Raw genomic sequence first — 20,466 nt, 5'->3', positions numbered from 1 at the left:
GGCGCGCGGCGGACCCTACTTTCGGCCGGTTCGGCCCGGCCCGCGATCTCCTAGCGTGCTGGGCATGGCTACCGAACGGCTCACCCGGGTTGCGGCGACGGCGGGGCTCGCCGTGGTGCTGCTCGCCGCGATCGGCGTCCAGGCGGTGGCGGTCGCCGCGAGCTGGGGTCTGCGGTACTGGCTCCCCGGCGGCGCGGCCGCCGTCGTGGTCGGCGTGCTGGCTCTGGTACGCCATCGGCAGCGCGTCGTCACGGCCACTGCCGGACTCGCCGTCGCCGGGTCGGCAGTCGCCGCGGCCCGGCTGTTCGACCTGCCCACCGAGCCGGGGCCGGCGCTGGCGCTGGCGTCGGCCGTCCTGGTCGGATCGGCGGTACGCGCACTGCCGCCGCTGCCCGCCGGCCTGATCGCCGCAGGTGGTCTCGTGGTGGCGGCCGGGGCGTGGGCGGCGGTCCGGCCGGGGGCGGGCGGGTCCGGGGTGGTGGCGCTCAACGGGCTGTGCTGGCTCGGCGGGGTCGTCGCGGGGCTCACGCTGCGGTTGCTCGACGAGCGGGCCCGGGCCGCGGCCGAGCGGGTACGCCGCGACGAGCGGCTGGAGTTGGCCCGGGAGCTGCACGACGTGGTGGCGCACCACGTCACCGGCATGGTGGTGCAGGCGCAGGCCGCCCACCTGGTCGGGCGGCGGGATCCGGCGCGCGCCACCGAGTCGCTGGCCGGCATCGAGGCGGCCGGCGGCGAGGCGCTGCGGGCCATGCGCCGCCTGGTCGGGGTGCTGCGCGACACCGCCGACGCGCCGCCGGCCTCGGCCGGTACCGAGCAGATCGCGGAACTGGTCGAGCGGTTCCGCCGGCAGGGCCCGCCGGTGCGGCTGCGGCTGCCGGGGGAGACGGCCTGGCCGCCGGAGGTCACCAGCACCGTGCACCGGATCGTCCGGGAGGCGCTGACGAACGTGGCCCGCCACGCCCCGCACGCCGGCCAGGTCACCGTGGACGTGTCGCAGGAGCCGGACGCGGTGGTGGTCGAGGTGACCGACGACGCGTCCGGCGTTTCCGGCGTTTCCGCCGAGCAGCGGGGCGGATACGGCCTGATCGGCCTGCGCGAGCGGGTCGAGGCCCTCGGCGGCACGCTGCGCGCCGGTCCCCGCTCCGGCGCCGGGTGGTCGGTGCGGGCGGTAGTGCCGAACGGGAGGGCGTGATGACGATCCGGGTGCTGCTCGCCGACGACCAGGCGATGGTCCGCGGCGGGCTGCGGCTGATCCTGGAGGACCAGCCCGACATCACAGTGGTCGCCGAGGCGGCCGACGGCGTCGACGCGGTAGCCCAGGCCCGCCGGCTGCGCCCGGACGTCTGCCTGGTGGACATCCGGATGCCGCGGCTCGACGGGCTCCAGGTGACGCGGGCGCTCGCCGGGCCCGAGGTGGCCGACCCGCTGCGGGTCGTCGTGGTCACCACGTTCGACCTGGACGAGTACGTCTACGGCGCGCTGCGCGGGGGAGCGGCCGGGTTCCTGCTCAAGGACGCCGGACCGGCGCTGCTGGTGGAGGCGGTCCGGGCGGCGTACCAGGGTGACGCGCTCGTGTCCCCGTCGGTGACGGTCCGGCTGCTGCGGCACCTGACCCCGCCCGCGCCGCCCCGCGACGAGCGCCGCCCGGCGCTGTCCGAGCGGGAGATCGAGGTGGTACGGGAGATCGCCCGGGGCCGGACGAACCTGGAGATCGGCGCGGAGCTGTTCATCTCACTGAGCACCGTGAAGAGCCACGTGTCGGCGGTGCAGACGAAGCTCGGCCTGCGGAACCGTACCGAGATCGCGGTCTGGGCCTGGGAGCACCGCGTGGTCGACTGAAACGTTGGCGGACGCGCTACCGTACGTTGTACGTTAGCGGCCGTCGTCAACGGAGGGGGCACAGTCGTGGAACATGCGATCCTGGCGGAGGGCCTGCGCAAGCGATACGGGGACACCGCCGCGCTCGACGGATTCGACCTGCGGGTGCGACCGGGCACCGTGTGCGGGCTGCTCGGCCCGAACGGGGCGGGCAAGACCACAGCCGTCCGCATCCTGGCCACGCTGCTGCGCTTCGACGCCGGGCGGGCCGAGGTCGCCGGCTTCGACGTGGCGGGACAGGCCGACCGGGTGCGCCACCGCATCGGTCTGGTCGGGCAGCACCCCGCTGTGGACGAGGCACTGAGCGGGCGGGAGAACCTGGTGATCTTCGGCCGCCTGTTCCACCTGGACCGGGCCGGGGCGAGGCGGCGCGCCACCGAACTGCTCGACCGGTTCGGGCTCGCCGACGCCGGCGGGCGGCCGGTACGCACGTACTCCGGTGGCATGCGCCGCCGCCTCGACCTGGCCGCCGGGATGATCCTCGCGCCGTCGGTGCTGTTCCTCGACGAGCCGACCACGGCGCTGGACCCGCGCGGGCGCAACGAGGTGTGGGAGGCGGTACGCGACCTGGTACGCGGCGGCACCACGGTGCTGCTGACCACGCAGTACCTGGACGAGGCCGACCAGCTCGCCGACCGCGTCTGCGTGCTCGACGCCGGCCGGGTGATCGCCGAGGGCACACCTGACGCGCTCAAGTCCCGGCTCGGCGGCGACCGGATCGAACTGGTCGTCCGCGACGCCGCCGACCTGGCCACAGCCGCCGGGCGGTTGCGCGCCGTCGCCCTTGCCGAACCGGCAGTCGATCCGGACCGCCGGGCGGTCAGCGCCCAGGTCGGCGACCGGGCGGGCGCGCTGACCGAGGTGCTGCGCGCGCTGGACGCCGACGGCGTGGGCGTGGCCGACGTGGCGCTGCGGCGACCCACACTGGACGAGGTGTTCCTCCAGCTCACCGGCGCGCCGTCCGCCGCCCGTACCGGCGTGGAGGTGACCGCGTGACCGCGACGGTGACCCCGGCCCGGCGTGCGTCCCTGGCCGGTGACGGCCTGACGCTCACCGGGCGCGCGCTGGCGCACTGGCGGCGCGAGCCCGGCCCGCTGATCGGCTCGCTGGGCTTCGACATCCTGATGGTGCTGATGTTCGCGTACCTGTTCGGCGGCGCGCTCCAGGTGCCCGGCGGCGGCAGCTACCGCGAGTTCCTGATGCCCGGCATGTTCGCCATGACCATGGTCTTCGGCATCAGCATGACCACCATGGCGGTCTCGGCGGACCTGGACCGCGGCGTCACCGACCGGCTGCGGTCCATGCCGGTGTCCCGGCTGGCCCCGCTGCTCGGCCGCGCGGCCGCCGACCTGATGTTCGCGGTGGTGACGCTCGCCGTCATGCTGGGCGTCGGCCTGGCGGTCGGATGGCGGGCGCGCGGCGACCTCGGCGACACGCTCGCCGCGCTCGGGCTGATCCTGCTGCTGCGGTTCGCGCTGGTCTGGGTGGGCATCTTCCTCGGCCTGACCGTGAAGGGGCAGAGCGCGGTCACCGCCGTGCAGACGCTGGAGTTCCCGCTCGGCTTCCTGTCCAGCGCGTTCGTGGCACCGTCCACGATGCCCGCGTGGCTGGGCGCGGTCGCCGAGTGGAACCCGCTGTCCGCGACCGTCGGGGCCACCCGGGAGCTGTTCGGCAACCCCGGCTGGGGCGGCGACTCGTGGGTGGCCGCACATCACCCGCTGCTGGCGGTGCTGTGGCCGCTGGTGCTCGTCGCGGTGTTCCTGCCGCTGTCGCTGCGCCGCTACCGGGCGCTGAGCCGCTGAGCCGGACCCCGGGGGCGGCAGCGTGCCGCCCCCGGGGCGCCGGTCACGGCCCGGTGAGCACGACCAGCTCGCCGGTGGCCCGGGTCATCGCGACGTACCGGTCCACCGCCCCGGCGATCCCGTCGCCGAACGACTCCGGGTCGACCAGCACCACCAGGTCGAACTCCAGGCCCTTGGCCAGCACCGGGCTCAGCGACCGGACCCGGTCCGAGGCCGGGAACGCCGGATCGCCGACGACGCACGCGACGCCCTCGCCGTGGGCGGCGAGCCAGCCGTCCACCACCGCGCGCAGCTCGGCGCGGTCGCCGTACCGCACGGGGGCGCCGTCGCGGATGGACGTGGGCACGTTGGCGTCCGGGAGGACGGCCCGGATCACCGGCTCGGCCGCCGCCATCACCTGCGCCGGGGTGCGGTAGTTGACGGTCAGCGTCGCCACCTCGACCCGGTCGAACCCGGCCCGCGCCAGCCGCTCCGGCCACGACTCGGTGAACCCGTGCCGCGCCTGCGCCCGGTCACCGACCACTGTGAAGCTGCGCGACGGGCAGCGCGCCAGCAGCATCTGCCACTGCGCGTCGGTCAGCTCCTGCGCCTCGTCCACCACGACGTGCGCGAACGGCCCCGCCAGCAGGTCCGGATCCGCCGCGCTCAACGCGCTGGAGTCGACCAGGCTGGTCCGCATGTCCTCGCCGTACAGCATGGTCATCAGACCCTCGCCGTCGTCGTAGGCGTGCGACGCGATCAGCGCGTCGACCACCGTGTCCATCTCGACGCGCTGCGCGGCCAGCACCGCCTCGTCGCGGCGCCGCCGCAGCGACGCCTCCGGGTCACCGACCCGCCGCCGGGCCGCGTCCAGCCACGGCAGGTCCGCCACCGTCCACGTCCGGGCGTCGGCCCGCCGCAGCGTACGGATCTCCTCGACGCTCAGCCAGGGCGCGCACCGGCGCAGGTAGGCCGGTACCGACCACAGGTCGGCCACCACGTCGAGCGGGTCGAGCAGCGGCCACGCCCGGCCGAACGCGGTGCCCAGCTCCCGGTCGCGCACCAGCGCCCGGCGCACCGCCTCCTCCGGCTCGTCGCCGCGGTACTTCTCCACCAGGATCGTGAGCAGTTCCTCCCACACGTCGTCGCGGGCCTCGTTGTGCGGGACGCCCGGTCCGGCCGCCTCGAACGCCGTCGTCCAGTCGTCGGCGGTCAGCCGCAGCTCGCCGTCCCCGACGCCGACTGTCATCCCGGTCGCGGGCGGCTCCTCGTAGAACCGGACCGCGGCGTCGACCGCCCGCACCGGGTCCGCGGACGCCTTCAGCCGGGCCACCTCCGGGTCGGTCTCCGGCGCCGCCGCCGCGCCCTCGGGCACCAGGTCGGCGAGCGTGCAGATCTGCACGTCCTCCTCACCCAGGCTGGGCAGCACGTCCGACACGTAGTTCAGGTACGGCTGGTGCGGCCCCACCACCAGCACCCCGCCCCGGCGCTCGCCCAGCCGCGGGTCGGCGTGCAGCAGGTACGCGGTCCGGTGCAGCGCCACCACCGTCTTGCCGGTGCCGGGGCCGCCGTCGACCACCAGCGCGCCCCGCGACCCGGCCCGGATGATCGCGTCCTGGTCGGCCTGGATGGTGCCGAGCACGTCGCGCATCCGCGCCGACCGGGTCGCGCCCAGGCTGGCGATGAACGCCGACTGGTCGTCGAGCGCGGCGTGCCCGGCCAGGCCGTCGGCGGTGAACACCTCGTCCCAGTAGTCGGTGATCCGCCCTCGGCTCCACCGGTACCGGCGGCGGCTGACCAGGCCCATCGGGTCGGCGTGGGTGGCGCCGAAGAACGGCTCGGCGGCGGGGGAGCGCCAGTCCAGCAGCAGCCGGCCGCCCGCGCCGTCGGTCAGGCCGAGCCGGCCCACGTACACCGGTTCGCCGCCGTCCGCGCCGACCATCCGGCCCAGGCACAGGTCCAGGCCGTAACGGCGCAGCGTACGCAGGCGCGCACTCAGCCGCCGGACCTCCTGGTCCCGGTCGACCGCCTGCCGGCCCCGGCCGCCCGCGGTCCGGCGCGTCGCGTCGAGCCGGTCGGTCAACTCGGCGATCGAACGGTGCAGGCTGTCCGCGATGGCGGCGAAGTGCCGCTCGTCGGCGGCGATCAGGTCCGGGCCGGCCTTCGCCGACAGACGCTCGGGAAGATCGAAAACGCTCGTGGCAGGCAGATTCAACTCGTCTCCGATCACGGGCACGGCCGAGCCTCCGCTCTTCGCGGCTTTCGAATGCCTCGGCAATGGGTTACGGCCGGCAATTGTGCGCCCTCACCCGGGTCTTGCGGCAAGACCGGGGGTGCGCTATATGTTGGTAGTGGCGGGAGAACCCGCCATTCTTTTTGCGCGAACAATTCTCGGGCTCCCCTTTCCGGCGTCCCGCCGACCGCCGGTGACCGGTGTGGCCGGTAGGATGACGGCACCATGTCGAAGGAGCGCCGGCGCAAGGCCGATCCCGCCCGCAGCCTGGCCCTTCTCTGGCGCACCCAGGAGCCGGCCAGCCGCGGCACCGGTCCCGCCCTGAGCGTCGACCGGATCGTGCGCACCGCGATCGAGATCGCCGACGCCGACGGCATCGACGCGCTCACCATGCGCCGGGTCAGCGAGGCGCTCGGCGTGGGCACCATGTCCGTCTACACGTACGTGCCGGGTAAGGCGGAACTGCTCGACGTCATGGTGGACGCCGTCCTCGGTGACCTGCCGCGCCCGTCCGACGTGCCGGGTGGCTGGCGGGGGCGGCTGGAACGCGTCGCGCGGGACAACCTCGCCCTCTACCGGGCCCACCCGTGGCTGCTGCGCGCCGAGACCACCCGGCCGGTGCTCGGCCCGAACGTGCTCGCCAAGTACGACTACGAACTGCACGCCGTCGCGGACATCGGGCTGGACGACGTGGAGATGGACGCGGTGCTCACGCTCGTGCTGGGGCACGCCAAGAACGCGGCCCGGGTCGCGCTGGACGTGGCCGAGCTGGAACGTGAGACCGGGATGACCGACGACCAGTGGTGGCAGACGCACGGGCCCTGGCTGGAGAAGTTCATGACCGCCGGCAGTTTCCCGCTCGCCGCGCGGGTCGGCACCGCGGCCGGCATGGCGCACGGCGCGGCGTACGGGCCGGACCACGCCTTCGAGTTCGGTCTCCAGCGTGTGCTCGACGGCATCTCGGTGGTGGTGGCCGACCGTGCCGCTGGTGGGCCGGAGCCCGGGAAGACCTTGTGATCCTACTGATTGGGTAGGAAACTCTCCCTGGGGTCGACGATCCCCCGTCGTACACCTTGGAGGAACACCGTGACCGAGCCTGCCGACACCCCGGTCGACGCCGACGCCGACGCGCTGCGGACGCTGCTGCGGCACCAGGCCAGCACCGTCACAGTGGTCACCGCCGCCGGTCCGCCCGCGGCCGGGTTCACCGCCACCTCGTTCACCGCGGTATCGCTGCGGCCGCCGATCGTCTCGTTCTGCCTGGACCGGGGCTCGTCGAGCTGGCCGGTGGTGTCCCGGGCCCGGCACGTCGGTGTGCACCTGCTCGGGCACGGCCAGCACGAGGTGGCCCGGACGTTCGCCACCAGCGGGATCGACCGATTCACCGAGCCGACCCGCTGGCGGCCCGGCCCGGAAGAGGTGCCGGTCCTTGACGACACGCTGGCCTGGCTGCTCTGCCGGGTGGTGGACCGGGTTGTCGTCGGGGACCACGCCGTCGTGCTGGCCGAACCGGAGCTGCTGCGGCACGCCGACGTCGGCTCGCCGTTGCTCTACCACAGGGGGCGGTACGCAGGCCTGGCCGACACGACCGACCCCGGTGGCCGCCGCTCCGCCGCCTGACCGGCCGCCGCTATCGTGGCCGCGTGATCACCTGCGTCGTGCACTACACGATCGAGAGCCTGGCGGCGTACGAGCAGTACCGGGCCCGGTTCGGAGTGGATCCCGAGTTCGTCGCCGCCGACCGGATCCGCGAGGAGTCGGGCTGCGTCCTGCGGTACGAGCGCACGTTCATGCGCCCGCTCCTGCCCACCGACTGACAACCCGGCCGGCCTGGCTACCGAGGCGGGCGCGGGCCCTCTGCCGCTGCGGCGTAGCGGCGGGCCAGACGGGCGAACGCCTCGCGCAGCTCCGGCGGCCCGACCACCTCGATGTCGGCGTCGTAGCGGCCGAGCACGGCGGCCAGCCCGGGCCACGACCAGGCGCCCAGCACCAGCCGGCAACGGTCCGGGCCCAGCGCCTCGACGATCCCGTCGCGGGTCCACCCGGACACCACGCGGGCGGGCAGGTCGAGGATCACCTCGCCCCGGCAGGGCCAGTCACCCGGCCCGGTGGCGCCCTTGAACCGGCCGGCGACGTACGCGGCCACGTCCCCGCCGGGCAGCTCGCGGGGCGTGAACCGGGGGCCGGTGGGCGTACGCGGGCTGATCCGGTCGACCCGGAACGTGCGCCAGTCGTCGCGGTCGAGATCCCAGGCGACGAGGTACCAGCGCCCACCCCAGGTGACCAGGTGGTGTGGTTGCACCCGGCGCGGCGGCCGGCCCGCGACCGGCGGCGTCGTGGACACCGACTCGTAGTCGAAGCGCAGCTCCTCGCGGGCGTGCACGGCGGCGCTCAACGTCATCAGCAGCGCCGGTTCCACCCGGTGCCGGGAGGGCGTATCGGCGCGTTGCACGTCGACGACCCGCAGCGCGTCCACCCGGTGCCGCAGCCGCGCCGGCATCACCTGCCGCACAGTGGTCAGCGCCCGCGCCGCCGCCTCCTCGATGCCGGTCACGCCGCCGGCGGCGGTCTGCAACGCCACTGTGAGCGCGACCGCCTGCTCGTCGTCGAAGAGCAGCGGCGGCAGCGCGGAACCGGCGCCCAGCCGGTAGCCGCCGTCCGGCCCCTTGGCGCTCTCGATCGGATAGCCCAGCTCGCGCAGCCGGTCGACGTCGCGACGCACGGTTCGCGGGCTGACCCGCAGCCGTTCGGCGAGCAGCGACCCGGGCCAGTCGCGTCGCGCCTGCAACAGGGACAGCAGGGAGAGCAGTCGGGCGGAAGTCTTCGGCACGCCACGCATTCTGCCGCGAGAAGAGGACACTTCCTGACCGCTATGCCTGCGAGGGTGGACCCGTACCCGATCAGGACCGGAAGGAACGATGACGATGACCGGCACCACCACGACCCCCACCACCCTCGACGCCGAGCGGACCGACCTGCTGGCCGAGCTCGCCGAGGCCCGGAACATGCTGATCAACACGGTGCGCGGCCTCACCGACGAGCAGGCCGCGCAGAAGCCGACTGTCAGCGCGCTCTGCCTGGGCGGCCTGATCAAGCACGTCGCGTCCACCGAGGAGGCGTGGCTGCGGTTCGTGGTCGAGGGCCCGTCGGCGATGTCCTTCGCCATGCCCGAGGGCGTCACCTGGGAGGACTTCATGTCCGGGCAGGCCCGCGAGCTGCCGCAGTGGGCGATCGAGCGGGGACAGGACTTCCAGATGCTGCCCGAGGACACGCTGCCGGCCATCCTGGACCGGTACGCCCGCATCGCCGCCCGTACCGAGGAGATCGTGGCCGGCGTCGAGGACCTGTCGGCGACCTGGCCGGTGCCGGACGCGCCGTGGAACGAGCTCGGTTCGGTCCGCAGCATCCGGCGGGTGCTGATCCACGTCATCGCCGAGACCACCCAGCACGCCGGGCACGCCGACATCCTGCGCGAGAGCATCGACGGGCAGACCACCACCTGAGCGGGCCGGAGACCGCAGCGATGACAGTGCTCGACCAGCTGATGCTCAACCGGGCCACGCTCGCCCGGCAACTGCTGCTGGAGCGCGCCGACCTGCCGGTGGCGGGCGCCGTGACGCACCTGTGCGGGTTGCAGGCCCAGGAGCCGCAGGAGCCGTACGTCGGGCTCTGGTCGCGGCTGCGGGCCTTCGACCCGGCGGTCCTGTCGGACCTGCTGGTGCGCCGCCGCCTGGTGCGTACCCACCTCATGCGCCGCACCGTGCACCTGCTCGCCGCGGACGACGTGCTGGCCTGGCGGTCCCGGCACGACGCGATGCTGCGGCAACGGGTGCTGGGCGTCTACCGCGGCGAGTTCGACGGGGTCGACCTCGACGAACTCGCCGCGGCGGCCCGGGAGGTCCTCGCCGACGGCGAGCCGCGCACCACCGCCGAGATCGTGGGGGCGCTAGCCGCGCGCTGGCCGGAGACCGACCGGCGGGCGCTCGGCGAGATCGTGCTCGCGCTGGTGCCGGCCGTGCAGGCCCCGCCGCGCGGACTGTGGCGGGCCACCGCCGGTGTCCGTACCGTCGCTCTGGCCCGGTGGCTGGGCCGCGACGCCGACCCGCCCGGCCCGGACGGCGACGACCCGGCCGGGCGGGCGCTGGTGCGGCGCTACCTGGCCGCGTTCGGTCCGGCCGCGTCGGCGGACCTGCGCGCCTGGTGCGGCCTCGCCGGGCTGCCCGCGGCGGTGGCGGCGGTCCGCGACGAGCTGGTGGCCTTCCGGGACGCGCGCGGCCGCACGCTGCTGGACCTGCCCGGCGCGCCCCGGCCCGACCCGGACACCCCCGCGCCGGTACGGTTCCTGCCCGCCTTCGACAACGCTGTGCTCGGCTACCACGACCGGAGCCGGATCATCGACGACGCCCACCGCAACCTCTCCGTCGCGGGTGCCCGGTTCGTGCTCGTCGACGGCCGGGTCGCCGCCACCTGGACGGTCGACGCGGGCGTCGTGGTGGTCACGCCGCTGCGCGCGTTCACCCGCGCCGAGCGCACGGCCGTCACCGCCGAGGGCGGCACCGTGGCGTCGTTCCTGTCCGAGGGCGACAACCAGGGGGTACGCGTCGTCGCCCGTTGAGCCGCTGGTAAGGCGCGCGAGCGCGCTGGCCGCCGGTCAGGCGCGCACCGCGCGGCCCATCCGGATGACCGCCTCGGTGAGCATGGCGGGGGAGGTGGCGAAGTTGAGCCGCACGAACCCGGCGCCACCGGAGCCGAAGACGTGCCCGGAGCTGAGCGCCACCCGGGCCCGGTCGAGGAACATCCGCGCCGGACCGGCCAGGTCGCTCGCCACGCCCGGTCCGTCGCCCGCCTCGGTGGGTACGCCGAGGCGCCGGCAGTCCAGCCAGGCCAGGTACGTGCCCTCGGGCGGCTGCCACGACACGGTCGGAAGGTGCTCGGCCAGCAGTGATCCGAGCAGCGCCCGGTTCGCGTCGAGGCCGTCGAGCAGCCGGTCCAGCCACGGCCCGCCGGCGCGGAACGCGGCGGTGTGCGCGAGCACCCCGAGGTGACTGGGTCCGTGGCTGACCTCCTCCGGCATCCGCGCCAGGTCGTCCGCCGCGTCCGGCCCGGCGACCGCCAGCGCCGCCTTGAGCCCGGCCAGGTTCCACGCCTTCGACGCCGACACCAGCGCGAACGCGTTCTCCGCGCCCGGCACCGTCAGGTACGGCGTGAACCGCGCGCCGGGCAGCGCCAACGGCGCGTGGATCTCGTCGGCCACCACCCGTACGCCGTGCCGGGCGGCCAGCTCGGCGACGGTGGCCAGCTCGTCCGGCCGGTGCACCACACCCGTAGGGTTGTGCGGGTTGCAGAGCAGGAACGCCGGCCGCTCGCCGATCGCGCGGGCCCGGCGGAACGCCTCCTCCAGCGCGGCCGGGTCGAGCCGCAGGTCCGCGCCGAGCGGCGCCTCGAGGACCTGCCGGCCGGCGTTGGTGACGAACGCGTAGAACGGCGGGTAGACCGGGGGAGTGACCACCACCGCGTCGCCCGGGCCGGTGACCAGGCGCAGTACCTCGACCGTGCCCATCATCACGTCCGGCACCAGTGTGGTCCGGCCGACCGGGAAGTCGGCCCAGCCCCACCGCTGCGCGGCGAACCCGCCGACCGCCTCGGCGTACCCGGTGCCGAACGCGTAGCCGGTGTCGCCCAGCTCGACCGCCCGGCGCAGCGCCTCGGCCACCGGCGGCGCGAGCGGCACGTCCTGCTCGGCCACCCACAGCGGCAGCACGTCCGGCGGGTACAGCCGCCACTTCACGCTGGTGCGCTGCCGGAGCTGGTCGAGCGTGAGCTGGGTGAGCGGATTGCCCTCGTCGGCGGAAACGACCATGCGGCCCACACTAGGTACCTCCTACCATCGCCCGATGACCCACCCGGCGTACCCGCTGCGCACGCCCCGGCTGCTGCTGCGCCCGGTCACGCTCGGCGACCTCGACGACGTGCACGCCTGGCAGCGCCGCCCGGACGTGGTCCGCTGGATGGCCGGCGCCGCGCCGCGTACCCGGGCGGAGTCCCTGTCGTCGGTGACCGCGATGGCCGGCGAGGACGCGCTGCGCGCGGAGGGCGACTGCGTGACGCTCGCCGTGGTGCGCGAAGCGCGGGTGATCGGCGCGGTCGAGCTGGTGTGGCGCAGCGCGGCGGACCGCACCGCCGAGCTGGGGTACGTCTTCCACCCCGGCCACGGCGGCCGGGGGCTGGCCACGGAGGCGGCCGGCGCGCTGCTGGACTGGGGTTTCGGCGGGTTCGGGCTGCACCGGGTGGTGGCCCGCTGCCACGCGGACAACGAGCCGTCGGCCCGCCTGATGGCCCGGCTCGGCATGCGGCGGGAGGCACGGCACGTGCGCAGCTACCGGTTCCGGGACGGCTGGGCCGACCAGCTCGTCTACGCGATCCTGGCGGACGAGTGGCGGTCCCGGCCGGTCAGGCCGGGCTGACCGCGCTCAGTCCACCCGCCCCGGCGAGCAGCACGGTGTCGAACGGCGGGCGGTCATGTCGCCTCGCATTCGTCGCCGGCCCGGATCTCGCCGGTGGTCAGCGGGACCAGGCGGATGCCGAACCACGTCTTGCCGTCGTAGCGGCGGTGCCGGGCCAGCGTGCGGATCGGCTCCTTCCCGGTCGCGAGCGTCTCCGGGTCGATGAGCGTCACCGAGCAGCGGTCGCAGCGTTCGGACACCCGGAAGTCGACGGCGCCGATGCGTACCCGGCTCCAGCCGTCCTCGGCGAACGGTTCGAACGGCCCGTCCAGCACCACAGTCGGGCGGAACCGGGCCATCGCCGGCGGCTCCGGCGCGGGCTCGCCGCGTTCCAGCGCGCCCTCGACGATCCAGTCCCGCAGCCGCCGCAGCGACGGCGCCGTGGCGACCAGCAGCGGCCCGGCGTCGGACAGGTTCAGCGGATCGCCGGGCCCGCCGCCGTGCTCGGCCGACATCGGCCGGCGGCGCGGATCGTCCAGCCAGGCCAGCCGTACGGGCCGGCCCAGCCGCGCGGAGAGCCAGTCGTGGGCCTCGTCGGCGGCGAGCCGGACCGTGTCCAGCCGGGACACGTCGGTCGGGACCGGTGGCCCGTCCACCGGCTCGGCGACTGTCAGCGACGACCCGTCGCGGGCGGTGAGCGTGATCGACCCGGAGCCGGGCGCGGCGGTCAGGCCGAGCAGCGCCGGCAGGGCGGTCGAGCCCAGTTTGCGGCCGTCCGGGCGCAGCACCAGCCAGCGGCGGTCGTGACGCAACCCCCACGGCTGGACATCGGCCCGGTCGACGTCGACGCCGCCGAGGGACTTGACCGGATACAGGTGTACCGAGGCGAGTCGCATCACCACGCACTCAGCCGATCTTGGGAGTGGCGCGGTCGATGATCGCGGCGAGGTCCAGTCCGCCCGGCAGCGTCCCGTACGCCTGCCCGTGGTCGCCGTCGAGCCGGGACGCGCAGAACACGTCGGCGACCGCCGGGTGGCCGTGGCGCACCAGCAGCGCGCCCTGGAGCACCAGCGCCAGCCGCTCGACCACCCGCCGGGCGCGCAGCTCCAGGTCGGTGTGGTCGGCCAGTTCGTCGCGCACCCGGCGCACCGCGGCGTCCAGCCGGGCGTCCGCGCCGGCCGCGGCGGCCACCTCCGCCTCGTACGCGGCGAGCACCTGCGGTTCCCGGGTGAGCGCGCGCAGCACGTCGAGCGCGGCGACGTTGCCGGAACCCTCCCAGATCGAGTTCAGCGGCGACTCGCGGAACAGCCGCGGCATGCCGGACTCCTCCACGTAGCCGTTGCCGCCCAGGCACTCCAGCGCCTCGGCGGCGTGCCCCGGCCAGCGCTTGCACACCCAGTACTTGCCGACGGCGAGGGCGAGGCGCTTGAACGCCGTCTCGCCGTCGTCGCCGCGCGCGGACCGGTCGGTCGCGCCGGCCAGCCGGACCATCAGGACGGTGGCCGCCTCGGACTCCACCGCCAGGTCGGCCAGCACGTTGCGCATCAGCGGCTGGTCGGCCAGGTAGTCGCCGAACGCCCGCCGGTGGGTGGCGTGGTGCACGGCTGTGGTCACGCCGTGGCGCATCCCGGCCGCCGCGCCGATCACGCAGTCGAGCCGGGTCAGGTTGACCATGTCGATGATGGTGCGCACGCCCCGGCCCTCGTCGCCGACGCGCCACGCCACCGCGTGCTCGTACTCGACCTCGGCGGAGGCGTTGGAGCGGTTGCCGAGCTTGTCCTTGAGCCGCATCAGCCGCATCGGGTTGCGGGTGCCGTCGGGCAGCACCCGGGGGACCAGGAAGCAGGTGAGACCGCCGGGCGCCTGGGCGAGGGTGAGGAACAGGTCGCACATGGGCGCCGAGGTGAACCACTTGTGCCCGACGAGCCGGTAGCTGCCGTCCGGCTCGGGCCGGGCCGTGGTGGTGTTGGCGCGGACGTCCGAGCCGCCCTGCTTCTCGGTCATCGACATGCCGGCGAGCAGGCCGCGCTTGGTCTGCGGCGGGCGCAGCCCGAAGTGGTACTCGCGGGTGGTGAGCAGCGGCTCGTACCGGGCGGCCAGGTCCGGGCTGTGCCGCAGCGCGGGCACCGCCGCGTAGGTCATCGAGATCGGGCAGCCGTGCCCGGCGTCGGGCCGCCACAGGTAGAAGCCGGCGGCCCGGGCCACGTGCGCGCCCGGCCGGTCGTCGGCCCACGGCGCGGCGTGCAGGCCGTGACCGACGGCGGTACGCATCAGCTCGTGCCAGGACGGGTGGAACTCCACCTCGTCGATGCGGTGGCCGTACCGGTCGTGGGTGCGTAGCACCGGCGGGTGCTCGTTGGCGAGCCGACCGTGCTCGGCGGCTTCCTCGCCACCGGCGAGCCGGCCCAGCTCGTGCAGCCCGGGCAGCGCCCAGCCGGCGCCCTCGCGGGCCACCCCGTCGCGCAGCGCCGGGTCGTCGGCGGTGTCGTGGCCGACCATCGGCGGGACCTGGTTGACGACCTCGTGTGTGGTCACGGCGGCAACTCCCAGCGCTGGTGGCGGATCGGGTCGGGGCCCGGATTGAACCACCGTTCACTCCGCACCGGCAAGCGGCGGCCGACCAGTCACTTTGGCGGTATTCGTTGACATCATCCCGCTCGGGGAGAAGACTCGCCGAAACTTTCTTTTGTCCGGGAAGTGGCTAGGGGGGCCTGTGTCCAGGAAAAAGCTCGGTGTGCTCGGTGCCGCACTCACACTGACAGTCGGCGTCCTGTCCGGATGCACCGGCGGCGAGGCGGTCGACGTCGGCGGCGGGGGGAACGCCGGCGGCGCCGGTGGTGTCCTCAACGCCGCGATCGGCGGCGAGCCGGACCAGCTCGACCCGCACAAGACCTCGGCGTACTACAGCTTCCAGGTGCTGGAGAACGTCTACGACACGCTCGTCGAGCCGGACGCCGACCTCAAGATGGTGCCGTCGCTGGCGACGAAGTGGACCACCAGCGACGACCAGCTCACCTGGACGTTCACGCTGCGCGAGGGCGTCACGTTCTCCGACGGGTCGCCGCTGACCTCCGAGGACGTCGTCTACTCGTACGAGCGGATCATCAAGGAGAAGCTGAACAACGCGTACAAGTTCGCCACCGTCAAGTCGGTCACCGGGCCCGACCCGGCCACAGTGGTGGTGACGCTCAGCGCGCCCACGCCGAACCTGCTCGCCAACCTGGGCGGCTTCAAGGGCGTGGCGATCGTGGAGAAGTCCAACGTCGAGTCCGGCGCGGTGAAGACCGCGCCAGTCGGCAGCGGCCCGTTCAAGGTGGCCGGCTACACCTCCGGCGACAGCGTCAAGCTGGTCCGCAACGACTCGTACTGGGGGGAGAAGCCGAAGCTGGACGGCGTCACGTTCACCTTCGTCAAGGACCCGACGGTGGCGTTGCAGAACCTGCGCAGCGGCCAGGTCCAGTGGACCGACAACCTGCCGCCCCAGCAGGTGAAGTCGTTGCAGGACGGCGACGACCCGGTGGTGACGTCGGCGGCCTCCACCGACTACTGGTACGTGGCGCTCAACGAGGCCCGCAAGCCGTTCGACAACCCCGAGGTGCGGCGCGCCATCGGCTACGCGCTGGACCGCGAGGCGATCACCAAGGCGGCCAAGTTCGGGCTCGCCACCGTCAACCAGACCGCGATCCCGAAGGCCAGCGCGTTCTACTACGACTACGCGCCCTACAGCCACGACCCGGGCAAGGCGAAGCAGATGCTCGGCCAGGCCGGCGTGAGCAACCTGACCATGGACCTGATGGTCACCAGCGAGTACCCGGAGACGGTCACCGCCGCGCAGGTCATCGCCGCGCAGCTCAAGGACGTCGGCATCACCGTCAAGATCCGTACGCTGGACTTCGCCCAGTGGCTCGATGAGCAGGCGAAGGGCAACTTCGACGGGTTCATGCTCGGCTGGCTCGGCAACATCGACCCGGACGAGTTCTACTACGCCCAGCACCACAGCGGCGGCACGTTCAACTTCCACAAGTACAAGAACCCGGCGGTCGACAAGCTGCTCGACGACGCCCGTACCCAGACCGACCAGGGCGCCCGCAAGCAGGCGTACGAGCAGGCGGCGAAGCAGATCGTCGACGACGCCAGCTACCTCTACCTCTACAACCCGGACGTGGTGCAGGGCTGGTCGAAGAAGGTCTCCGGCTACGACGTGCGCACCGACCGGGCGATCCGGTTCCGGTCGGTCGCCCTGGCGAAGTGATGGCCCGCTTCGTCCTGCGGCGGGTCCTCCAGTCGGCGGTCGTGCTGGTCGGCGTCACGCTCGTGGTGTTCCTGCTGCTGCAACTGGTGCCGGGCGACCCGGTCCGGGTGGCGCTCGGCACCCGGTTCGACCCGCAGACGTACGAGGCGCTGCGGGAACGCGCCGGCCTCGACCAGCCGCTGCCGGTGCAGTACGCCAGCTACCTGGGGCACGCGCTCACCGGTGACCTGGGGGTCAGCTTCCGCACCGGCCAGCCGGTGAGCCAGATCGTGCTGGAACGGCTGCCCGCCACGCTGTCGCTCGCCGTCACCGCCGTGGTGTTCGCGCTGCTCGTCGCGTTCCCGCTGGGCATCGTCGCGGCGGTACGCAGCGGCTCCGCGGTCGACCACGCCGCCCGCGTGTTCAGCCAGTTCGGCGTCTCCGTGCCGGACTTCTGGATGGGCATCATGGGCATCCTGCTGTTCGCCGGGGTGCTCGGCTGGCTGCCCCCGTCCGGTTACGTGGCGCTGACCGACGACCCCGGCAGGTGGGCCACCCACGTGGCGCTGCCGGCGGTCACCGTCGGCCTGGTCACCGCGTCGATCCTCACCCGGTTCATCCGCTCCTCCGTGCTGGAGGTGCTCTCCGCCGACTACGTGCGGACCGCCGAGGCGAAAGGGCTGCGCAACCGGGTGGTGATCGTGCGGCACGTGCTGCGCAACGCGCTCATCCCGGTGGTCACTGTGGTCGCGGTGCAGCTCGCCAGCCTGCTCGGCGGCGTCATCGTGATCGAGGTGCTGTTCGCCTGGCCCGGCATCGGCCGGCTCACCTTCGACGCCGTGCAGGCCCGCGACTATCCCGTCCTGCAGGGCGCGGTGCTGCTCGTCGCAGCCCTGTTTCTGCTGGTCAACCTGCTGGTGGACATCCTCTACGCCCGCCTCGACCCGAGGATCACGGTCAAGTGAGCGCCACGACCGAGAGCACCGGACGCCGCGTCCTGGACGCGCTGCGCCGCGACCCGCTCGCCGTCGGCGGCACGATCGTGCTCGTACTGCTCGTGGTGGTCGGTGTGGCCGGCCCGTGGCTCGCGCCGGCCGGCGTCAACGACGTCGACGTGGACCAGATGCTGCGCCCACCCAGCGGCGCGCACCCGTTCGGCACCGACGAACTGGGCCGCGACGTGCTCAGCCGGGTGCTCGTCGCCGCCCGCGTGTCACTGCAGGTCGGCGCCGTCAGCGTCGGCATCGCGCTGGTCGCCGGCGTGACGCTCGGACTGTTCGCCGGCTACTACCGGGGCTGGCTGGACAGCGTGCTCATGCGCTGCATGGACGTGCTGTTCGCGTTCCCGGTGCTGCTGCTGGCGGTCGCCATCGTGGCGGTGCTCGGCCCCGGCCTGCTCACCGCCATGGTCGCCATCGGCGTGGTCTACACGCCCATCTTCGCCCGGATCACCCGCGCCGGCGTCCTGTCCGTACGCGAGCAGGTGTTCGTCCGGGCCGCCGTCTCCATCGGCGCGTCCGACCTGCGCATCATGCGCCGGCACGTGCTGCCGAACATCGCCGCGCCGCTGATCGTGCAGACGTCGCTGTCGCTGGCGTTCGCGATCCTCTCCGAGGCCGCGCTGTCCTTCCTCGGCCTCGGCATCCAGCCGCCCGCGCCGGCCTGGGGCCGGATGCTGTTCGACGGGCGCGGCTTCGTCACCGACGCGTGGTGGCTGGGCGTGTTCCCGGGCGCGGCGATCTTCCTCACCGTACTGGCGTTCAACCTGGTCGGCGACGCGCTGCGCGACGTGCTCGACCCGCGCCAGCTCACCCTGGGCGAGGCCCGCAGGAGCACCCCATGAGCGAGCGCACCGAGCCCATGCCGAGCCAGCGCCGGCACCCCACCATGACCGACTCGACGGTGCTGTCAGTGGACGACCTCACCGTCACAGTCGGCACCCGCCGCGGCCCGGTCCGTGCCGTCGCCGGGGTGTCCTGGCAGGTGCGGCAGGGGGAGACGTTCGCGCTGGTCGGCGAGTCCGGCAGCGGCAAGAGCATGACCCTGCTCGCCGCCACCGGCCTCGCCCCGCGCGCCGCCACAGTCACCGGCCGGGTCCGGCTGCTCGACACGGAGCTGACCGCGCTGCCCGACGACCGCCGCCGCAAGGTACGCGGCCGGCACGTCGGGTTCGTCTTCCAGGACCCGATGACCTCGCTCAACCCGGTGCTGCCGGTGGGCCGGCAGGTCACCGAGGCGGCCGAGGAGCACCTGGGGCTGACCCGCCGCGCCGCCCGCGACCGGGCGGTGGAGCTGCTGGAACTGGTGGGCATCCCGTCGGCCGCGCGGCGCGTCGACGCGTACCCGCACCAGTTCTCCGGCGGCATGCGCCAGCGCGTCGCCATCGCCATGGCGCTCGCCTGCGAGCCGGACCTGCTGATCGCCGACGAGCCGACCACCGCGCTCGACGTCACCACGCAGGCGCAGATCATCGAACTGGTCGCCGACCTCCAGGCCCGGCTGGGCACCGCCGTCGTCTGGGTCACCCACGACCTGGGCGTGGTGGCAGGCATCGCGGACACCGTGGCGGTCATGTACGGCGGGCGGATCGTCGAGCAGGGCCCCGTCGACGCGGTGTTCGACACGCCCACCCATCCGTACACCCGGGCGCTGCTGGCGGCCCGGCCGGACCCGTCACGCCGCGGCGAGGACCTGGTCGCCATCCCCGGTTCGCCGCCGAGCCCGCTGGACCTGCCGCCCGGCTGCGCGTTCTGGCCGCGCTGCCCGGTACGCGCCGACCCCCGCTGCGAGCACGAGCTGCCCCCGCTGACGCCGGTCGGCGACGGGCACACGGTCCGCACCTTCTACCGTGGAGAGGCCGGATGAGCGCCGACACCCCGGACGTGGTCGCCGAGCTGGACGACCTGAAGGTGCACTTCCCGACCCCGGCCGGAACCGTCCGCGCCGTGGACGGCGTCAGCGTCGCCGTACGCCGGGGCGAGACGCTCGGGCTGGTCGGCGAGTCGGGCAGCGGCAAGTCCACGGCCGGCCTGGCGCTGCTGCGGCTGGTCGACCCGACCGCCGGACGGGTCCGGGTGGCCGGCGCGGACGTGACCCGCTGGTCGCGCCGCCGCCTGCGCGCGACGCGCCGCCACGTCGCGATGGTCTTCCAGGATCCGCAGGCGTCGCTCGATCCACGCCGGACGGTCGGCGACAGCATCGCCGAGCCGCTGATCGTGCACCGGCTCGCCACGTCCGCCGCCGCCCGGCGGGACCGGGTCGCGGAGCTGCTGGACCTGGTCGGTCTGCGCGCCGACACCGCCGGCCGGTATCCGCACGAGCTGTCCGGCGGCCAACGCCAGCGCGTCGGCGTGGCCCGGGCGCTGGCCGGCGAGCCGGACCTGATCGTCCTGGACGAGCCGATCGCCTCGCTGGACCTGAGCGTGCAGGCGCAGATCATGAACCTGCTCCGGCACCTGCAACGCGACCTGGGGCTGACCTACCTGTTCATCGCGCACGACCTGGCCGCCGTCGAGCACATGAGCGACCGGATCGCGGTGATGTACCTGGGCCGCATCGTCGAGACCGGCCCACCCGAGCGGATCTACCGGCACCCGGCGCACCCCTACACGGCGGCGCTGCTCTCCGCGGTGCCGGTGGCCGACCCCCGCGTGGAGCGGGAGCGCCGCCGGATCGTGCTCACCGGCGACATCCCGAGCCCGGTGGACCCGCCGAGCGGTTGCCGCTTCCGTACCCGATGCCCCCAGGCCCGCCCCGCGTGCGCCGAGACCGATCCGGCGCTCGCCGAGGTCGGCACGGGCCACCACGCGGCGTGCCTGTTCCCGCTCGACGGCGACCGGGACGGCGGCGTGGGGGAGGCGGCGACGACGCACGCCGACGCCGCCGGCACGCCGTAGGCTC

Annotated in this window: 20 protein-coding genes; 15 read left to right on the top strand and 5 right to left on the bottom strand. The window is 74.1% G+C overall.

The window, feature by feature from the left end:
• The first annotated feature begins 64 nt into the window (after window positions 1-64).
• From ML5_RS26510 to ML5_RS26495, 4 genes are all read left to right on the top strand, one after another.
• Window positions 65-1,192 carry a sensor histidine kinase gene (locus ML5_RS26510; RefSeq protein WP_013476872.1) on the top strand — a complete coding sequence of 376 codons (1,128 nt, stop codon included), beginning with the start codon at window positions 65-67 and terminating at the stop codon, window positions 1,190-1,192.
• Entirely contained in the window at window positions 1,192-1,839 is a 648-nt protein-coding gene (locus tag ML5_RS26505; RefSeq protein ID WP_013286228.1) for a response regulator transcription factor, read from the top strand. Before ML5_RS26510 ends, ML5_RS26505 begins: the two co-directional genes overlap by 1 nt.
• Before the next feature lie 66 nt (window positions 1,840-1,905).
• Window positions 1,906-2,874: a daunorubicin resistance protein DrrA family ABC transporter ATP-binding protein gene (locus ML5_RS26500; RefSeq protein WP_013476871.1), complete on the top strand. Its 969-nt coding sequence runs from the start codon at window positions 1,906-1,908 to the stop codon at window positions 2,872-2,874.
• Window positions 2,871-3,680 carry an ABC transporter permease gene (locus ML5_RS26495; protein ID WP_013476870.1) on the top strand — a complete coding sequence of 270 codons (810 nt, stop codon included), beginning with the start codon at window positions 2,871-2,873 and terminating at the stop codon, window positions 3,678-3,680. Before ML5_RS26500 ends, ML5_RS26495 begins: the two co-directional genes overlap by 4 nt.
• Window positions 3,681-3,723: 43 nt before the next feature.
• Here the strand turns inward: ML5_RS26495 and helR are convergent, their stop codons facing one another.
• Window positions 3,724-5,895: an RNA polymerase recycling motor ATPase HelR gene (helR, locus tag ML5_RS26490; RefSeq protein WP_013476869.1), complete on the bottom strand. Its 2,172-nt coding sequence runs from the start codon at window positions 5,893-5,895 to the stop codon at window positions 3,724-3,726.
• 222 nt (window positions 5,896-6,117) lie between these two features.
• On the opposite strand from helR, the gene ML5_RS26485 reads away from it, so the two are divergent.
• The 3 genes from ML5_RS26485 to ML5_RS26475 all read left to right on the top strand — a co-directional run bounded on the left by ML5_RS26485 (window position 6,118) and on the right by ML5_RS26475 (window position 7,709).
• The gene (locus ML5_RS26485; protein WP_013476868.1) at window positions 6,118-6,909 is read left to right on the top strand and encodes a TetR/AcrR family transcriptional regulator; all 792 of its coding nucleotides are present in this window, start codon (window positions 6,118-6,120) and stop codon (window positions 6,907-6,909) included.
• 69 nt (window positions 6,910-6,978) lie between these two features.
• Window positions 6,979-7,512, top strand: coding sequence for a flavin reductase family protein (locus ML5_RS26480; protein WP_013476867.1), 534 nt, complete (start codon window positions 6,979-6,981; stop codon window positions 7,510-7,512).
• 23 nt (window positions 7,513-7,535) lie between these two features.
• Window positions 7,536-7,709: an NIPSNAP family protein gene (locus ML5_RS26475; protein ID WP_222947376.1), complete on the top strand. Its 174-nt coding sequence runs from the start codon at window positions 7,536-7,538 to the stop codon at window positions 7,707-7,709.
• A 17-nt stretch (window positions 7,710-7,726) separates the two neighbouring features.
• Here the strand turns inward: ML5_RS26475 and ML5_RS26470 are convergent, their stop codons facing one another.
• Complete coding sequence (locus ML5_RS26470) at window positions 7,727-8,731, bottom strand: YafY family protein (protein ID WP_013286234.1); 1,005 nt, start codon at window positions 8,729-8,731, stop codon at window positions 7,727-7,729.
• 85 nt (window positions 8,732-8,816) lie between these two features.
• Here ML5_RS26470 and ML5_RS26465 point away from each other — a divergent pair, with 85 nt between their 5' ends.
• Together ML5_RS26465 and ML5_RS26460 are read left to right on the top strand one after the other, a co-directional pair.
• Entirely contained in the window at window positions 8,817-9,395 is a 579-nt protein-coding gene (locus ML5_RS26465; protein WP_013476866.1) for a DinB family protein, read from the top strand.
• Window positions 9,396-9,415: 20 nt separating this feature from the next.
• Complete coding sequence (locus ML5_RS26460; protein ID WP_013476865.1) at window positions 9,416-10,507, top strand: winged helix DNA-binding domain-containing protein; 1,092 nt, start codon at window positions 9,416-9,418, stop codon at window positions 10,505-10,507.
• Between the two features lie 36 nt (window positions 10,508-10,543).
• Here ML5_RS26460 and ML5_RS26455 read toward each other — a convergent pair whose 3' ends face one another.
• Entirely contained in the window at window positions 10,544-11,752 is a 1,209-nt protein-coding gene (locus ML5_RS26455; protein WP_041784288.1) for a MalY/PatB family protein, read from the bottom strand.
• Window positions 11,753-11,786: 34 nt separating this feature from the next.
• Here ML5_RS26455 and ML5_RS26450 point away from each other — a divergent pair, with 34 nt between their 5' ends.
• The gene (locus ML5_RS26450) at window positions 11,787-12,356 is read left to right on the top strand and encodes a GNAT family N-acetyltransferase (RefSeq protein ID WP_013476863.1); all 570 of its coding nucleotides are present in this window, start codon (window positions 11,787-11,789) and stop codon (window positions 12,354-12,356) included.
• Between the two features lie 53 nt (window positions 12,357-12,409).
• Here ML5_RS26450 and ML5_RS26445 read toward each other — a convergent pair whose 3' ends face one another.
• Window positions 12,410-13,231, bottom strand: a complete 822-nt coding sequence (locus tag ML5_RS26445) for an MOSC domain-containing protein (protein WP_013476862.1) — start codon at window positions 13,229-13,231, stop codon at window positions 12,410-12,412.
• Between the two features lie 10 nt (window positions 13,232-13,241).
• On the bottom strand, window positions 13,242-14,870 hold the full coding sequence (locus ML5_RS26440) for an acyl-CoA dehydrogenase family protein (RefSeq protein WP_013476861.1): 1,629 nt from the start codon (window positions 14,868-14,870) through the stop codon (window positions 13,242-13,244).
• Window positions 14,871-15,048: 178 nt separating this feature from the next.
• Between ML5_RS26440 and ML5_RS26435 the strand changes: the two genes are divergently transcribed.
• Genes ML5_RS26435 through ML5_RS26415 form a run of 5 tightly spaced genes read left to right on the top strand, consistent with a single transcriptional unit; the run spans window position 15,049 to window position 20,462 of the window.
• The gene (locus ML5_RS26435; RefSeq protein WP_013476860.1) at window positions 15,049-16,587 is read left to right on the top strand and encodes an ABC transporter substrate-binding protein; all 1,539 of its coding nucleotides are present in this window, start codon (window positions 15,049-15,051) and stop codon (window positions 16,585-16,587) included.
• Window positions 16,587-17,531 carry an ABC transporter permease gene (locus ML5_RS26430; protein ID WP_013476859.1) on the top strand — a complete coding sequence of 315 codons (945 nt, stop codon included), beginning with the start codon at window positions 16,587-16,589 and terminating at the stop codon, window positions 17,529-17,531. The genes ML5_RS26435 and ML5_RS26430 overlap by 1 nt, the downstream gene beginning before the upstream one ends.
• Window positions 17,528-18,409, top strand: coding sequence for an ABC transporter permease (locus ML5_RS26425; RefSeq protein WP_013476858.1), 882 nt, complete (start codon window positions 17,528-17,530; stop codon window positions 18,407-18,409). Before ML5_RS26430 ends, ML5_RS26425 begins: the two co-directional genes overlap by 4 nt.
• Before the next feature lie 44 nt (window positions 18,410-18,453).
• Complete coding sequence (locus ML5_RS26420) at window positions 18,454-19,431, top strand: ABC transporter ATP-binding protein (RefSeq protein WP_041784646.1); 978 nt, start codon at window positions 18,454-18,456, stop codon at window positions 19,429-19,431.
• Window positions 19,428-20,462, top strand: coding sequence for an ABC transporter ATP-binding protein (locus ML5_RS26415; RefSeq protein WP_013476856.1), 1,035 nt, complete (start codon window positions 19,428-19,430; stop codon window positions 20,460-20,462). The genes ML5_RS26420 and ML5_RS26415 overlap by 4 nt, the downstream gene beginning before the upstream one ends.
• Window positions 20,463-20,466: the final 4 nt, after the last annotated feature.

The sequence above is a fragment of the Micromonospora sp. L5 genome, assembly GCF_000177655.2.
Taxonomy (GTDB): Bacteria; Actinomycetota; Actinomycetes; order Mycobacteriales; family Micromonosporaceae; genus Micromonospora; species Micromonospora aurantiaca.
This window is presented reverse-complemented; position numbering and strand designations above follow the sequence as displayed.

Excerpts from the sequence above, each read along its gene's own strand:
- ML5_RS26510 (WP_013476872.1), top strand. The coding sequence starts at position 65 with ATGGCTACCGAACGGCTCACCCGGGTTGCGGCGACGGCGGGGCTCGCC.
- ML5_RS26505 (WP_013286228.1), top strand. The coding sequence starts at position 1,192 with ATGACGATCCGGGTGCTGCTCGCCGACGACCAGGCGATGGTCCGCGGC.
- ML5_RS26485 (WP_013476868.1), top strand. The coding sequence starts at position 6,118 with ATGTCGAAGGAGCGCCGGCGCAAGGCCGATCCCGCCCGCAGCCTGGCC.
- ML5_RS26470 (WP_013286234.1), bottom strand. The coding sequence starts at position 8,731 with ATGCGTGGCGTGCCGAAGACTTCCGCCCGACTGCTCTCCCTGCTGTCC.
- ML5_RS26465 (WP_013476866.1), top strand. The coding sequence starts at position 8,817 with ATGACCGGCACCACCACGACCCCCACCACCCTCGACGCCGAGCGGACC.
- ML5_RS26460 (WP_013476865.1), top strand. The coding sequence starts at position 9,416 with ATGACAGTGCTCGACCAGCTGATGCTCAACCGGGCCACGCTCGCCCGG.
- ML5_RS26455 (WP_041784288.1), bottom strand. The coding sequence starts at position 11,752 with ATGGTCGTTTCCGCCGACGAGGGCAATCCGCTCACCCAGCTCACGCTC.
- ML5_RS26450 (WP_013476863.1), top strand. The coding sequence starts at position 11,787 with ATGACCCACCCGGCGTACCCGCTGCGCACGCCCCGGCTGCTGCTGCGC.
- ML5_RS26445 (WP_013476862.1), bottom strand. The coding sequence starts at position 13,231 with ATGCGACTCGCCTCGGTACACCTGTATCCGGTCAAGTCCCTCGGCGGC.
- ML5_RS26430 (WP_013476859.1), top strand. The coding sequence starts at position 16,587 with ATGGCCCGCTTCGTCCTGCGGCGGGTCCTCCAGTCGGCGGTCGTGCTG.
- ML5_RS26420 (WP_041784646.1), top strand. The coding sequence starts at position 18,454 with ATGACCGACTCGACGGTGCTGTCAGTGGACGACCTCACCGTCACAGTC.
- ML5_RS26415 (WP_013476856.1), top strand. The coding sequence starts at position 19,428 with ATGAGCGCCGACACCCCGGACGTGGTCGCCGAGCTGGACGACCTGAAG.